Here is a 14,029-nt window from a genome sequence, read left to right as displayed (position 1 = left end):
AACCGTATCCCGCCGCCTGCCGGAGTGGCAGGGCAAGCGGGAACGGATCTTCAGGTACATCATGACTTATTAATAATAGCAATAGCAGATGAATTAGGAAACCCCGCCGTCTTCCAGCCATTCAGCAATTCTCGGGACCATCTGCTCGGTGAGCATATGCTCCATCTTGGGACCGGGGAGCGAATACAGGAAGTACTTTCCGTAATACGATTCAATTACCCTGGTATCGTACACAATTACGATGCCCCGGTCCTGCGCCGTGCGGACCAGCCGCCCGAAGCCCTGCTTGAAGCGGATGACAGCCTGCGGCACGGACAGCTTCATGAACGGGTTCTTCTTCTGTGCCTGAAGCAACTCCGACTTCGCTTCTGCCAGCGGGTGATTCGGCGGCTGGAACGGCAATCTGACAATCGCCAGGCAGGTCAATGCTTCTCCCGGAATATCTACCCCTTCCCAGAAACTGCTGGTACCCAGCAGAACCGAAGCCGGGCTGTCCTGGAAGCGACGGATCAGCTTGCTCCGGCTGCCGCCCTCCACACCTTGTCCGAGCACCGCGATATCCTGGGAGGCAAGTGCCTCCTTAAGGGGGTCATACACCTGCCGCAGCATCTTGTAGGAGGTGAACAGCACCAGCATCCGCCCACGTGTAGTTACAGCAGTCTCGGCAAGGGAGTGTACAAGCGTGTCCACAAAACGGGCATCCCCTATACTTCCCTTGACACTGGGGAAGTCGCGGGGAATGACCAGGAGCGCCTGCTCACGGTACTTAAACGGCGAAGGAAGCAGAGCAGTCATCAGACGCCCCTGCTCCGCAGCTTCACCAAGGCCCAGATTATCAATCATGAACTGGAAGGACTTATCCACGGATAAGGTGGCCGAGGTCAGGACAATACTTTTCTTCTTGTCGAAGAACAGCTCCCTGAGCTGAGTACTGACATCTACAGGAACGGCAGACATTTGCAGCGACTTGCCTTTATAATTACCGCTTCCCTCCAGCCAATACACGATATTCTCATCGTTCAGGCTCATGAAGAAGCGGATCTGCTCTCTGATGGATGCCAGATCCTTGAATAACCCGCCGATATCGGTCACAAGACTGTCCGATGAGGATTGGCTGTCCGTGTCACGCATCTCACTGAGCATTTTGTCACCCTTGCGGATGATATCGCTCAGACTGAGGTTCAGCGTATTCTCAAGCGCAGCCAGCTCCTCCCAATCCTTCGGCTTCTTGCCCGGCTGCAGGCGAGCCACCAGCTGGCCTGCTTCACCGGCCCCGGCATCGCTGCGCTCGGGCAGCAGGCTGAAGAGCCGGTCGCTGAGTGCATCCCAGGATTCCTTGACCGTCAGCAGATCGGGATAGATCCGGTCGATCACGCCGCTCCATTCGGAAGCCTGCTCACTGCCCGAAGACTGCAGACTCTGCCGGAGGGCAGGCAGTTGCCCGCTCCGGCTATCCTTGTAGAGACGGGTGAGGGTATGGGCGAATGTGAAATATTTCATCTGCATGCCAAGATGCTTGCCGGCAATATCCTCCAAATGATGGGCTTCATCAATCACAAGATGGTCATAAGCCGGAAGAAGCTGATGCCCGGCTTTGACATCTGCGAACAGCTTGGAGTGATTGGTGACCACTACATCGGAGATCCCGGCTTCATGCTTAGCACGGTGGTAATAGCATTTGCGGAACCAGGGACAGGCGCGTCCCAGGCAGGAGTCGGTATCACTGGCTACAGTCTCCCAGAAATCCCCGCCCCGTCCGCTTAAGTTAAGCTCCTCATCATCGCCAGTCGTTGTCTGGGTCAGCCAGACGAGCATTTGCGCAGCGGTGAGCGCTTCTTCTCTTGGACTCGTAAAGTCCTTTTTGTTCATTCGATGTTCGAACTTGCGCAGACACAAATAGTGCCCTCTTCCCTTAAAGATGGAGGCCTTGAACGGGAACGGCACAACGCTGGTTAAGAGCGGAATATCCCGTTCACGCAGCTGGTCCTGAAGGTTAATGGTATGAGTGCTGACCATCACCTTCTGATCACTTTTCACACTATGGTAGATGGCCGGAAGCAGATAACCCAGCGATTTGCCGGTGCCTGTCCCCGCTTCAATCAGCAGATGCTTGTCCTGCTCAAGCGCTGTAATGACCTCATGGATCATCAGCTCCTGGGCTTCACGGCTTTCGTACTGGGGAAGAACAGCCTTCAGCCGCTTGGTTACCTCATCCATATACTCTGCAAAGGAAACATTCTCCAGCGGATTAACGCTTCCTTCCTCCCGGGGCGTAGCCAGCTCTGCCCAGTCCCCCACAGCCAGCGCAAGCTGGCGGTAGAAGCTCAGCTCCCCTTCCGGCTGAAAGGTCTCCATCTCCCGCTCCCGCAGCAGACCGTCGAAGTACCAGGCCAAATCACTGTCTTCGTCTGCGAACAGCTCATTCAGCCGCTGAATGGTCAGCAGCGGCAGACTGTGCAGCTCTTCCAGACATTTGAGCAGCACAATAGCCGTGGCAAGTGCATCACTGTCCGCCTGATGGGGACGGTCATGCGTAATGCCGAAGTGGCTGCTTACCGCGCCTAACTGATACGTGCTCAGCGAGGGAAAGCATATTTTGAGAAAATCGATGGTATCCAGAATCCGCCCCTGAAACGGCAGGTAGCCGCATCGGTCCAGCGCATTCTGCAAAAAATGAAAATCAAACGCTACATTGTGTCCGACGAGAACGACATCATCCAGCAGCGGCACCAGTTCCATCATCATCTCATCAAGCTCCGGCGCATCCTGTACATCACTGTCTGTAATTCCGGTCAGGCCCGTAATAAAAGGAGGAATTGGTGCTCCGGGCTTGACGTAGGAACCATACACCCGGGAAATCGTCCCGTCTTCTTCTATAATGGCAAGGCCAACCTGGATGATCTCTCCCACAGATTGGGTTCCCGTAGTTTCAAAATCAAGCACGGCAAATTTCATTATAAGTTCTATTCCCTTTCACTTGAGACTCTTTATCAGCATAACAGAAGTTACGAAAAAAGGCGATGCACACCCCGGGAAGTGGGGCGCATCGCCTAAAGAAACCGAGGATAAGTTATAAAAGCGAAACCAGCTGATGGCCAAACTCCAGCTTCCCGCCCCGCCTGCGGCATACCTCCAGATTCACATTCGGCTCCGGCAGATCCGGGTCATGCAGCAGCGACAGGCTGAACAGCTCACTGGCTTCATTGAAGCGTTCCTGGGAGGCCCGGATACAGCCCAGCGCATTATAGATCATCGCCTTCAGCTTCACCTCACGAATCAGGCCCAGCATGTGATTCAGATGTCCCCAGGCGGTGTCGCCTTCCCCTTCCTGGAGATAAGCCATGGCCAGATACAGGCGGGCAGCGAGGCTGTCCGGATATTGTGCCGTAACTTCCCTGAACTGTTCAATGCACTTGCGGTACATCAGCAGCTTGTAATAGCCCTGGCCCCTGACAAAAGCATCCATCCCAAGCTCGGGCGCTTCCTCTTCCGGCAACTCCTCTGGCGGAGTCTGGAAATCGGCCTGTTCCCGGAACTCGCTCAGCTTCTCGGCGAAGAGCAGCCACTCATCCATTACATTATCACTGATTCGGTGGAGCATATTATACTTGGATAAAAGATCGCTTCGGCGGGCACCCTCCGCAGTAGGATAGTCGGCTTTGATCTCCTGGAGCATCTTGTTCATCTCAGCAAATAAATGTTGAAACACCGGACATCCCACCCTTACTGATAATGAAGTCAGCTTAAGCTTGCCTAAGTTCATTATCAGCAAGTACAGGGGTCTTCATCCCTGCCATTGATTACATGGCTCAAAGCGCGGGGTTCAGGCAATTGTTGCGTGAATCTCATGATCCGCCAGCTTCACCGGCTTGTTGCCTTCATCTACGAACACCACTGTCGGCTTATGTGCCGCCAGCTCTTCAGAGGATACCACAGCGTAGGAAATAATAATCACGGTATCGCCGGGCTGTACCAGACGTGCCGCTGCCCCGTTCAGACAAATGACGCCGCTGCCGCGCGGACCTGGAATGACATAAGTCTCCAGACGGGAACCGTTATTATTATCCACGATCTGCACCTTCTCGTTCTCCAGCAGGTCAGCGGCTTCCATCAGATCCTCATCAATGGTAATGCTGCCCACATAATTGAGATTGGCTTCAGTGACCGTTGCCCGGTGGATCTTGGATTTCATCATATGTCTAAACAAGAGCGTGCGCCTCCTTAGGAATAAATACATTATTATCAATCAGACGGGTTCTGCCGAACTTCACGGCCAGAGCCATTATAACCTCTCCGCCTGCATCCGTCAGCCTGCTGCTGCCTTCCAGCTCTTCCAGATCAGGGAAGGTTAGAATCTCCGCATAATCAATGACCGCAAGCGGCGATTCAGAAATGACCGAGACCAGCAGGCTGCGTGCTTCATCTACCGTACGAATGCTGCCCTCTTCCATAGCCTGGCGCACTTCACGCAGGGAACGCGATAACACCAGCGCCTGTCTGCGCTCCTCGCTGCTTAGATAGACATTGCGGGAGCTAAGCGCCAGCCCGTCTTCCTCGCGCACAATAGGACAGGCGATAATGTCCACGTTCATGTTAAGATCAGATACCATCCGGCGGAGAACAGCTACCTGCTGGGCATCCTTCAGTCCGAAGAAGGCGTAATCCGGCTGCACGATATGAAACAGCTTGCTGACCACAGTGGTTACTCCGTCAAAATGTCCCGGACGCGAAGCGCCGCAGAGCTGCGACGTAAGCGAGGAGACCGATACACCTGTACGGATCGGCTGTGGATACATCTCCTCTACACTGGGGATGAACACCAGGTCCGCACCTTCGCGTTCGGCCAGCTCCAGATCACGCTGTTCATCCCGCGGATAGGAAGCAAAGTCCTCATTCGGGCCAAATTGCAGCGGATTGACAAAAATACTCATGACCACCGTGCCGCTCTTCTCCCCTGCCTTACGAAGCAGACTGGCATGTCCTTCGTGCAAATATCCCATGGTAGGCACAAAACCAACAGGGCCATGGCCCCCTTCACGCATATATTCAAGCGCTTCGCGCAATTCAGCAATCGTTCGGATCACTCTCATTTTATTTCGCTCCTTTGCCGGCATTGCCGTATAAAGATTCCAGGACGGTCTCGTCCGCATTAAACACATGCTCTTCCGCAGGGAATGAGCGGTCCTTCACTTCCTGAACATAGCTGGTGATGCCTTCACGGATCAGAGAGCCTACATCGGCGTAGGTTTTGACGAATTTTTTCTCCCGGTAAGGAGAGGCGTACCGCAGGACATCATGGAATACCAGAACCTGTCCGTCACAGTAACGCCCGGCACCAATACCTATGGTCGGTATGCTGACCGCCCGGGAGATCGCCTCAGCCACCTCTTCCGTCACCAGCTCCAGCACAATACCGAAGGCCCCGGCGGCTTCCAGCGCCTTCGCTTCGTCCATCAGCCGCTGTGCATCCTTGGTATCCTTCCCCTGAATCCGGTAGCCGCCGATCATATTAACCGACTGCGGGGTCAGGCCGATATGGCCGAGCACCGGAACTCCTGCTGCGACAACAGCGGACACTGCGGAGCAGATTTCGAGGCCGCCTTCCATTTTGACCGCATGGGCCTGGCCTTCCTGCATCAGTCTGCGCACACCGCGCAAGGTCTCATCCACGCTTCCGTGGTAGGTCATGAACGGCATATCTGCCACTATAAAAGTATTAGGCGCCCCGCGCTTCACCGACCGGGTATGGTAGACCATATCCTCAATGGTAACCGGCAGCGTGGTGTCATAACCAAGCACGACGTTACCCAGGGAATCTCCGACCAGAATCAGATCAATGCCGGCTTCTTCCGCCAGCAGGGCTGAAGGGTAGTCATAAGCGGTCAGCATGCTCAGGGGCACACCGTCCGTTTTCATTTTTTTCATTTTGATAATATTCAGTGCGTGTTTTTCTGCCATGTCGCTCTCATTCCCCTTTTCCATCAAAATACGCGTTCTCCGCGCAAACAAAAAAACCTTTTAGCATGGTCCGCTAAAAAGGTCCGAAGGGCAAAAAAGAGTCACTCGCGATCGTCCCTTCTGTCTCGGTCCTTACGGCTCAGAGCAGAATCCAACGTAACCGTTACATCCAGTTATGAAGGTACATCCGGTAAAACAAAGAAAACAATTACGTGAGTACAGCTCGCCATGCGATGCCGCCTCATGAGCACAGTATACCAAAAAAACACAAAAATAAACACCTTAAAATATGACATGGCCGCCCTCGTGGTTGTGAGGAGCGGCCTTGTTGGCATTCTAACAAGGTAAAGTACAAAGCTGCGTTCATAGTTAAAAGAGAGATAAGTGTAGTATGTACAAATAACAACAGTGAAGCGGAAGACTTTCCTCTCAGGAGTTCGTGTAACGAAACCCTATCATTCCCAAAAATCTAACGGACCGAAGAGATCTTATTCCCACGATAACGCCCCTTTTTGCAGCGTAACGGACTCAGGAGGTCTTATCATCTTTCTGAAAGACGTTTTGGAGCTGAATTGCAGGTGATAAGGTCCTTGCGGTCCGTTAATCGCCCAAGTGACGACTTTCTTTATGCATAAGAGCACCTCAGTCCGTTATGCTAAGCCAAACGCCTTAAAGAACAACCCCCGCATGGAAAAAATGTAAAATTTAAATCTGATGCTCTTCTAAATCATTTCAATTTCGCCGGACAGTACGCTCACTACCTCACCGGATTCGTTACGCAGCAGCAGCCCGCCATTGTCGCTAAGTCCTACAGCAGTGGCCTCGGTGCGGCCTTGGGGAGTATTTACGCATACCTGACGCCCCAGTGTTACCGACATCGACTCCCACAACTCCTTCACCGGCTGGAAGCCTTGCTCCAGATAGACACGATACAAATATTCGAGTTCCACCAGCACAGCTTCCGCAAGCCTCGTGCGGTCTACAGGAATGCCTCCGCCTTCGATCAGCAGTGATGTACCAATCCCGCGCAGCTCCTCCGGGTAGTCTTCCCCGGTCAGATTGGCAGCGATGCCGATACCGGCGATGCAATAATGCAGCCCGCCCTCCCGAAGCGAGGATTCCAGCAGGATTCCGCAGATTTTGCGGCCGCCGGCCAGCAGGTCATTCGGCCACTTGATACCGGCCGGCACTCCGGTAACCTCACGGATTGCTGTGCAGACAGCCACTCCGGCCAGCAGTGTCAGCTGCGGAGTCAGGGCCAGCGGCAGATCCGGACGCAGCACCAGGCTCATCCAGATTCCTTTGCCGTGGGGGGAGTGCCATTTGCGGCCCATCCGTCCGCGCCCGCCGGTCTGCGCTTCAGCCATGACTGTTGTTCCTTCCGGGGCGCCGCCCTCGGCAAGTATTTTGGCTTCCTCCTGTGTCGAACCGACTGTATCCAGCCGCTGAATTCCCTTGGACCAGCCGGGAACGAACCCCTCCCGCATCAAGACGCCGGGACGCTGCGTATGACCGCTATTCATCTCTATCCATCCTTTGTGCTGCTTGCAGCAATAATTGGGTGTCATTGACAAGATCACCTGACGCGACAGCCAGAAGAAGCTGGTGCAGCAATACGCCCAGCCACGGGCCGGGACGCTTCTCCAGCGCCGCTGTCACCTCATGGCCGCTCACCGCCAGCTCAGCGAGCGTACGGACCTTCATCTCTGCGGTCCAGGACCGCAGGAGTCTGGTGGTGACAGCGGACGCGGCGTCAGCCCCCGCCGCCTCAAGCAGCGTCAGCCACCCTTCGGCGGCTGACTGGCCATGGCCCAGCACGGCGGCGATCCAATGCCGCCGCAGCTGCTCCCCGGCGCCGGAAGCCTCCGGACGCGCCGCAGACAACGCCGCGTCCCAGGCTTCGCGGACGCGGAGCACGGCGACGACGCCAGTGCGCGTCGCCCCCGGGAACGTCCATGCCCGCAGGAGCTCATCGGCGCACTGCGCCGACGATCCCAGGGCATGCAGCAGGAGCGCCCAGCGCAGGCGGGCGCTCTCCAGGTCCCCGAGACCGGCGAGGCGGGCGGCGGCAGCCGCCAGGTCACTGCCGGTCCAGGGGAACGGCGCTTTGCCGCGCGGCAGCAGGCCGCTGCGCAGCAGGAGCCCCAGCCCGCGCTGCGGGTGCGGGCCTTCCACGATGCGCTCCACCTCGGCGCGCACCCGCTCCACAGCAATATGCGCCAGCTTGTCACGCTGGCGCAGCAGACCGCGCCAGGTATTCTTCGCAATCGCGAAATCCAGCACGGAAGCAAAACGTACGCAGCGCAGCATCCGCAGCGCATCCTCCTCGAAGCGTTCCTCCGCTTCGCCCACACAACGGATCACGCGGAGCTTGAGATCACGCTCCCCCCCGAAAGGGTCAATCCGCCTGCCGTCAAGGCTGCAGCAGATGGCGTTGATCGTGAAGTCACGGCGGCGGAGATCCTCCCGCACATTCCTGACGAATACGACATGCTCCGGACGCCGGTGATCGGCATAACCGCTCTCCGTCCGGTAGGTCGTAACTTCTAAGCTGTAGCCCTCCTGCAGCACAGTGATCGTGCCATGCGCCAGTCCGGTAGGGACACAGCGCGGAAACAGGGCCATCACCTCCTCCGGCAATGCGGAGGTAGTGATGTCTATATCATGCACCGGACGGCCCAGCAGCTCATCGCGCAGGCAGCCGCCGACGAAATAAGCTTCATGACCGCCTGCCAGCAGGCCGGCAACAACAGTTCCGGCGGCTTCCGCCATGCCGGGTGGTGCCATTCTCCATTCCATAACGGACTCCTTACCCCCGGATCGGGTCTAATCCGGATACCTTGCGCCCCAGCACACGGTAATAGATATCTTCATATTGATTAGTGATCATATCTCTGCTGAAATCATGGCAGGACCGCTCCAGACAAGCGCGCCGGAAGCTCTCAGCCATTGCCTCATCCGAAAGCAGCCGGACGGCATACTCTGCCATCGCTTCTGTATCGCCGACTGGCGCAAGGAATCCGGTCTTGCCATGCTGAATCAGCTCCGGAATCCCTCCGGCCTGCGATCCGATAGTCGGAACGCCGCAGGCCATCGCTTCCAGGGCGACCAGCCCGAAGCTCTCCTTCTCAGAAGGCAGCAGCAGCAGGTCCGCCAGTGAGATCACCTGGGCAATCTCGTCCTGCTTACCCAGGAAGCGGACATGATCGTCGAGACCCATCTCGCTGATCTTGGCTTGAATCTTCGGCAGGTCAGGGCCTTCGCCGACCAGCAGCAGCTTGGAAGGCACCTGCCGGTTCACCTTGGCGAATACATCTACCACATCACTTACCCGCTTGACCGGGCGAAAATTGCTGATATGCATGAGAATCTTCTCATCCGGGGCCGCGAAGTCGCCGCGCAGATCCGTTACATCCCGGGGATAATAGACACGCTTATCCACGAAATTATAAGTCAGATCAATTTCACGCGTAATATCAAGCGCCTTGCGGGTCTCCTTGATCAGATCACGGGAGACTGCGGTCACCGCATCACTCTCGTTAATGCCCAGCCGGATCAGATCCTTCAGGGATTCATCCTGGCCCAGCACTGTAATATCCGTACCATGCAGCGTGGTAACCACTTTAATATCATTACCAAGGATCTGCTTGGCCAGATAAGCACATACCGCATGCGGGACCGCATAATGCACATGGAACAGGTCCAGATTTTGCATTTTGGCTACCTGCGCCATCTTGGTTGCCAACGCCAGGTCGTATGGCGGATAGCGGAATACATAATAATCGTTAACCTCTACCTCATGGTAGAAAATATTCTTCTGAAACGTTCCCAGCCGAAACGGGATGCTGTGGGTAATAAAGTGAACCTCATGGCCTTTTTCAGCCAATAGCTTGCCCAGTTCAGTTGCCACCACACCCGAGCCGCCAAGAGAAGGATAACAAGTGATGCCTATCTTTAGCCGCTCCATAGCTCCGCCCCTTCATTTAACTTAGCTCTATTACTTCAAGTAACGATATGAATTAATTATAGTTGTTTTCCGGGCTTTGTCGAGTTGCGCCTTATCCGCGTTCAGCACTGAACAGATCTACAGTATACGGAACCTTACCGGCGAACCCTTCGGCATAAGGAATGAGCCTGCGCTGGCCGAGCAGCATGTCTCTGGAACGGACGCGGTCAATATAGCCTTCTGTCAGAGGAGTCGCCACGGCATCCTCCCCCGGAGCGATCCCGAACTGTGAACGGTAACAGGACAATGCCTGCTCCTTAAGCGGATACTGCGCAGTCACATCGACAATCAGATCCGTCCGTCCGAGATCATTAATGAAGTAGAAATATAATTGTGGCTCCGGGATGGCAGGCTTGTCCGGCATATATTTGCGCAGCTTGGCATTAAATACCGCTTCCTCCACCAGCTTACTGCAGGCAATATGGTCGGGATGGCGGTCTTCCCAGTAAGGTGCAAATACGATGGACGGAGCATAACGGCGGATTTCCGCTGTTACAGCCGCCAGATGACCCTCTGTCATATACAGGCCACGGTCAGGCAGCCCCAGATTACTCCGCACCGCCGCGCCCAGCACTGCGGCAGCCTGCTGTGCTTCCTGTTCCCGTAGCTCCACCGTTCCGTTTGAGGACATCTCTGCCCGGGTCAGATCGCACATTCCCACCTTGAAACCGGCGGCAGTATGCTTGGCAATCGTACCTGCCATGCCGATCTCAGCATCATCCGCATGCGCGCCGAATACCAGGATGTCAAGCTTCATGACTCGTCCACACCCGGCTTATATTTATGTACCAGCTCACGCCAGCCGAAATCTCCCCGGTCAATAGCCTTCACAAGAATTTCTGCTGTAGCAATATTCGTAGCCACCGGAATCCCGTACACATCACATAGACGTAGCAGCGCCGTAATATCCGGTTCATGCGGCTGGGCCATCAGCGGATCACGCAGGAAAATAATTAAATCCAGCTCATCTGTAGCGACCATTGAGCCGATCTGCTGGTCGCCGCCAAGCGGCCCGGACATGTAACGGTGAATGGAGAGCTTGGTCACTTCCATGATACGCTGGCCCGTAGTTCCGGTGGAGAATAACTTATGCCCTTCGAAGACATGCTCATAAGCAGTTACGAAATTAACGATTTCATCTTTTTTGCGGTCATGTGCGATAAAAGCAATTTTCAACATTCTGTTTCTCTCCCCGTCTATTCTATAAAATGCTCAAAACCGTAAATCAAGCCGGTATAGCCCATCACCTTTTGAATCCCGAGCTTGACTCCCGGCATATAACCCGCACGCTCATAGGAGTCATGACGGATCTTCAGCGACTGTCCGAACCCGCCGAATACAACCTCCTCCTGGGCAAAAACACCCGGAAGACGTACACTGTGAATACGGAAGCCGTTATAATACCCGCCGCGCGAGCCTTCAATAATCTCTTCTTCCTCGGGATGTCCCTGGCGGAGCTCCTGCCGCGCCTCAGAGATCATCTCTGCCGTCTTAATCGCTGTTCCTGACGGAGCATCAAGCTTCTGGTCTCCGTGATATTCGATAATTTCGAGATGAGGGAAATACTTAGCGGCCTGAGCAGCGAATTTCATCAGCAGGATCGCACCGATGGAGAAGTTCGGCGCAATCAATCCGCCGATTCCCTGCTCCTGGCATTGCTTGTCCAGCCCGGCGATCTGCTCCGGCGTGAAGCCGGTGGTTCCGATAACCGGACGGACGCCGTACTTGATTGCCAGCGCAGTCTGCTCATATGCGAACTGCGGAATCGTGAAATTCACCATTACATCAGCAGCAGTATCCGCAAGCGCAGCTTCCAGATCTGAAGTCACGAGCACACCGCAATTGTCAAGGCCTACCAGACGACCGGCATCCATGTCAGCATCTGATCTACCGATAGCTGCCGCCAGCTCAAGTTCATCATCCTGCAATACCAGCTTCACAACCTCTTTGCCCATTCTGCCTCCGGCTCCGGAGACAATAACTCTGATCTTGTCACTCAAATGAATTCTCCCCGCTTTCCCTGGCTCTGTTATTATTGTATATAGTGTTGCAGCGATTTCTGCAGATCCTTCATCAGCAGACGCAATCCGCTGTCATCCGGGTGCAGCGACATGACTTCCTTTAATACGGCTATCGCCTGCAGATGTTCGTTCATCCGGCTGTGCGCAATCGCCAGCCATACATAAGCATCCCCGTAGAGAGGATCAAGCGATACAGCTTCCTTCAGCAGCGTAATCGGATGGTACGGATTTAGCCCTTCGGCTGCTTCATCCTCCAGCAGCTGCTTCGCTTCCTGCACAAGCTTAAGGGCCTGCAGATGCTGAAGATGCAGCTGATACTCCGGCTTCGTCCCATCCAGTCTGCGTGCGGCTACAGCATGTTCAAGCGCTTTGTCCAGCATCCCGCTGCGGGCATAGGTAATAGCGCAGCGGTATCTGACTTCCGCATCATCCGGGCTTGCGGCAATGGCCGCCTCAAACAGCGTGATAGCTTCAGCAAAGTCACTGCGGAGTATCGAGCGGTAGGCTGCTTTTACATAATCATTATGATCCATATCCTCACCATCCTTACGGCTAAATCCCGTGCGTTTGGTACAGCATATGTAGCATAGGCCTAATCGGTGTTTTTGGGTGTCCAGCGCCCGGCATCACGCGTATTGAATTTGTGCATAACCTTATTATGTGCCTCAGTTAAGTCTATACCGAGTGAATTGGCGAAACAAACGGTAATGAAGAGAATGTCGCCCAGCTCCAGCTCAATCGAATTATCGGCTTCATCCGCTTTTTTCGGCTTCTCACCGAATTGATGGTTCACTTCGCGCGCCAGCTCTCCGACTTCCTCGGACATCCGGGCCAGCATCGACAGCGGACTGAAGTAGCCTTCTTTAAACTGTGAGATATAGGCATCCACCTCGCGCTGAATGTCACCAAGACTTTTATCCATAAATTGTCGTTTCACCCCCGTGTGTTCTTGCCTTCTGTTTGCCCCTATGTTATCGTAAAGACGTTTTGAAGACAAATCTTTTTTGCAATGACGCCTGGAGCTTACGTGCTCTCCAGGGGGATCATTACATATAAATTGCCCATTTAGAGGCGTAGGCGAGGGATTATATGAGTTCAACCGTTAAAATCAGCACAGTCAGCAAAACAGTGGCCCCCATCATGCTGGGCACGGCCATCTACGCATTCGGACTACTGTATTTCATCATTCCCAACCAGCTGATGGAGGGCGGAGTTACCGGGATTACCATCCTGCTCAATTACGCCTTTAACATCCCGATCTTCTTAACGACACTGCTGCTGAACCTCCCGCTCTTTCTGCTCGGCTGGAAGGTGCTCGGAGCGAATCAGATCGTCTATACCGGACTCGGCATCGGCTCCCTGTCTTTTTTCCTCTGGTTATTCGAACGGATGATTAAGGCAGGCTGGATTGTAACGTTCAGTACCGAGCATGATTTTATTCTTGCTTCATTATATGCAGGGGTTACCCTGGGTCTGGGTCTGGGGATTGTCTTCCGCTTCGGGGGCACCACCGGAGGCGTAGATATTGTTGCACGGATACTTGGACGCAAGTTCGGCTGGAGTATGGGACAGATTATTCTGGCCGTGGATATCCTCATTATCGGCGCTTCCCTGCTCTACATTCCCCGCGAAAAAATACTATATACGCTCGTAGCTGTCTTCATCGCCTCACGCGTAATTGATTTCATCCAGGAAGGGGCCTATGCCGCCAAAGCATTCACTATCATCAGCGACGAGGCTCCGCAGATTGCCGAGCTGATCACCGCAGAGCTGGAGCGCGGTGTGACATTGATCCCGGCAATCGGCGCCTATTCCAAGCAGGCCAAGCACATGGTCTACTGTGTGGTCTCCAGACAGGAGATCCGCCGGCTCAGCCTGCTGGTGAAATCGGTAGACCCTAAGGCCTTCGTCATTATTAGTGACGTTCATGATGTTCACGGCGAAGGCTTCCGGGAGACCTGATCTGCACACACATAAGGGAGGCCCCCGCAAGCCGGCAACAGCTGCTTGCGGGGGCCTCCCTCTTTGTATTCTCTGTTACCTC

General features: G+C 54.7%; 14 protein-coding genes. 1 reads left to right on the top strand and 13 read right to left on the bottom strand.

The features are described from left to right. Positions 1-93 precede the first annotated feature (93 nt). The 13 genes from dinG to MKX42_RS13290 form a co-directional block, all read right to left on the bottom strand. Positions 94-2,955, bottom strand: a complete 2,862-nt coding sequence (dinG, locus tag MKX42_RS13350) for an ATP-dependent DNA helicase DinG (RefSeq protein WP_340752914.1) — start codon at positions 2,953-2,955, stop codon at positions 94-96. A gap of 115 nt (positions 2,956-3,070) precedes the next feature. After that, positions 3,071-3,709, bottom strand: a complete 639-nt coding sequence (locus MKX42_RS13345) for a tetratricopeptide repeat protein (RefSeq protein WP_340752913.1) — start codon at positions 3,707-3,709, stop codon at positions 3,071-3,073. 114 nt (positions 3,710-3,823) lie between these two features. Continuing rightward, a complete protein-coding gene (panD, locus tag MKX42_RS13340) occupies positions 3,824-4,207 on the bottom strand; it encodes an aspartate 1-decarboxylase (RefSeq protein ID WP_036698065.1) in 384 nt (127 codons plus the stop codon). Continuing rightward, positions 4,200-5,090, bottom strand: coding sequence for a pantoate--beta-alanine ligase (panC, locus tag MKX42_RS13335; RefSeq protein ID WP_340752912.1), 891 nt, complete (start codon positions 5,088-5,090; stop codon positions 4,200-4,202). The genes panD and panC overlap by 8 nt, the downstream gene beginning before the upstream one ends. 1 nt (position 5,091) lies before the next feature. Further along, on the bottom strand, positions 5,092-5,958 hold the full coding sequence (gene panB, locus MKX42_RS13330; RefSeq protein ID WP_340752911.1) for a 3-methyl-2-oxobutanoate hydroxymethyltransferase: 867 nt from the start codon (positions 5,956-5,958) through the stop codon (positions 5,092-5,094). Positions 5,959-6,680: 722 nt separating this feature from the next. Continuing rightward, on the bottom strand, positions 6,681-7,481 hold the full coding sequence (locus MKX42_RS13325; RefSeq protein ID WP_340752910.1) for a biotin--[acetyl-CoA-carboxylase] ligase: 801 nt from the start codon (positions 7,479-7,481) through the stop codon (positions 6,681-6,683). Beyond that, positions 7,474-8,757: a CCA tRNA nucleotidyltransferase gene (locus tag MKX42_RS13320; RefSeq protein ID WP_340752909.1), complete on the bottom strand. Its 1,284-nt coding sequence runs from the start codon at positions 8,755-8,757 to the stop codon at positions 7,474-7,476. Before MKX42_RS13320 ends, MKX42_RS13325 begins: the two co-directional genes overlap by 8 nt. Before the next feature lie 10 nt (positions 8,758-8,767). Continuing rightward, complete coding sequence (gene bshA / locus MKX42_RS13315; RefSeq protein WP_340752908.1) at positions 8,768-9,925, bottom strand: N-acetyl-alpha-D-glucosaminyl L-malate synthase BshA; 1,158 nt, start codon at positions 9,923-9,925, stop codon at positions 8,768-8,770. 91 nt (positions 9,926-10,016) lie between these two features. Beyond that, entirely contained in the window at positions 10,017-10,721 is a 705-nt protein-coding gene (gene bshB1 / locus MKX42_RS13310) for a bacillithiol biosynthesis deacetylase BshB1 (protein ID WP_340752907.1), read from the bottom strand. Then, positions 10,718-11,143, bottom strand: a complete 426-nt coding sequence (gene mgsA / locus MKX42_RS13305) for a methylglyoxal synthase (RefSeq protein ID WP_036698074.1) — start codon at positions 11,141-11,143, stop codon at positions 10,718-10,720. The genes bshB1 and mgsA overlap by 4 nt, the downstream gene beginning before the upstream one ends. A gap of 17 nt (positions 11,144-11,160) precedes the next feature. Next, positions 11,161-11,964, bottom strand: a complete 804-nt coding sequence (dapB, locus tag MKX42_RS13300) for a 4-hydroxy-tetrahydrodipicolinate reductase (RefSeq protein WP_340752906.1) — start codon at positions 11,962-11,964, stop codon at positions 11,161-11,163. A 32-nt stretch (positions 11,965-11,996) separates the two neighbouring features. Beyond that, positions 11,997-12,518, bottom strand: coding sequence for a tetratricopeptide repeat protein (locus tag MKX42_RS13295; protein WP_340752904.1), 522 nt, complete (start codon positions 12,516-12,518; stop codon positions 11,997-11,999). Between the two features lie 59 nt (positions 12,519-12,577). Continuing rightward, a complete protein-coding gene (locus tag MKX42_RS13290; RefSeq protein WP_036698080.1) occupies positions 12,578-12,907 on the bottom strand; it encodes a nucleotide pyrophosphohydrolase in 330 nt (109 codons plus the stop codon). 167 nt (positions 12,908-13,074) lie between these two features. Between MKX42_RS13290 and MKX42_RS13285 the strand changes: the two genes are divergently transcribed. Then, the gene (locus MKX42_RS13285; RefSeq protein ID WP_340752903.1) at positions 13,075-13,947 is read left to right on the top strand and encodes a YitT family protein; all 873 of its coding nucleotides are present in this window, start codon (positions 13,075-13,077) and stop codon (positions 13,945-13,947) included. Positions 13,948-14,029: the final 82 nt, after the last annotated feature.

Origin of the sequence: Paenibacillus sp. FSL R7-0204 (assembly GCF_038002225.1) — a bacterium.
Lineage (GTDB): Bacteria > Bacillota > Bacilli > Paenibacillales > Paenibacillaceae > Paenibacillus_AQ.
Note: the sequence above shows the minus strand (reverse complement) of the source record. Positions and strands in the feature narration are given on the sequence as shown.